The organism is Pseudomonas agronomica (assembly GCF_025917275.1).
Taxonomy (GTDB): Bacteria; Pseudomonadota; Gammaproteobacteria; order Pseudomonadales; family Pseudomonadaceae; genus Aquipseudomonas; species Aquipseudomonas agronomica.
Map to the genome: position 1 here is coordinate 1 of NZ_JAOSHO010001063.1, position 420 is coordinate 420.

The window sequence follows — 420 nt, forward strand, 5'->3', positions numbered from 1 at the left end:
ACATCGACCAAAGCCCGATTGGTCGCACGCCGCGCTCCAACCCGGCGACCTACACCGGGTTGTTCACCCCGATCCGCGAACTGTTCGCCGGCGTACCGGAGTCCCGCTCACGGGGTTACGGCCCGGGGCGCTTCTCGTTCAACGTCAAGGGTGGCCGCTGCGAGGCTTGCCAGGGCGATGGCTTGATCAAGGTGGAAATGCACTTCCTGCCCGACATCTATGTGCCGTGCGATGTGTGCAAGAGCAAGCGTTACAACCGCGAAACCCTGGAGATCAAGTACAAGGGCAAGAATATCCACGAAACCCTGGAGATGACCATCGAAGAGGCCCGGGTGTTCTTCGACGCGGTGCCGGCTTTGGCGCGCAAACTCCAGACGCTGATGGACGTAGGTCTTTCGTACATCAAGCTCGGGCAGTCGG

General features: G+C 61.0%; 1 pseudogene. It reads left to right on the forward strand.

The annotated features are described in order from the left end of the window. Window positions 1–420, forward strand: a pseudogene (locus OC610_RS28915) (excinuclease ABC subunit UvrA); the annotation flags it as partial.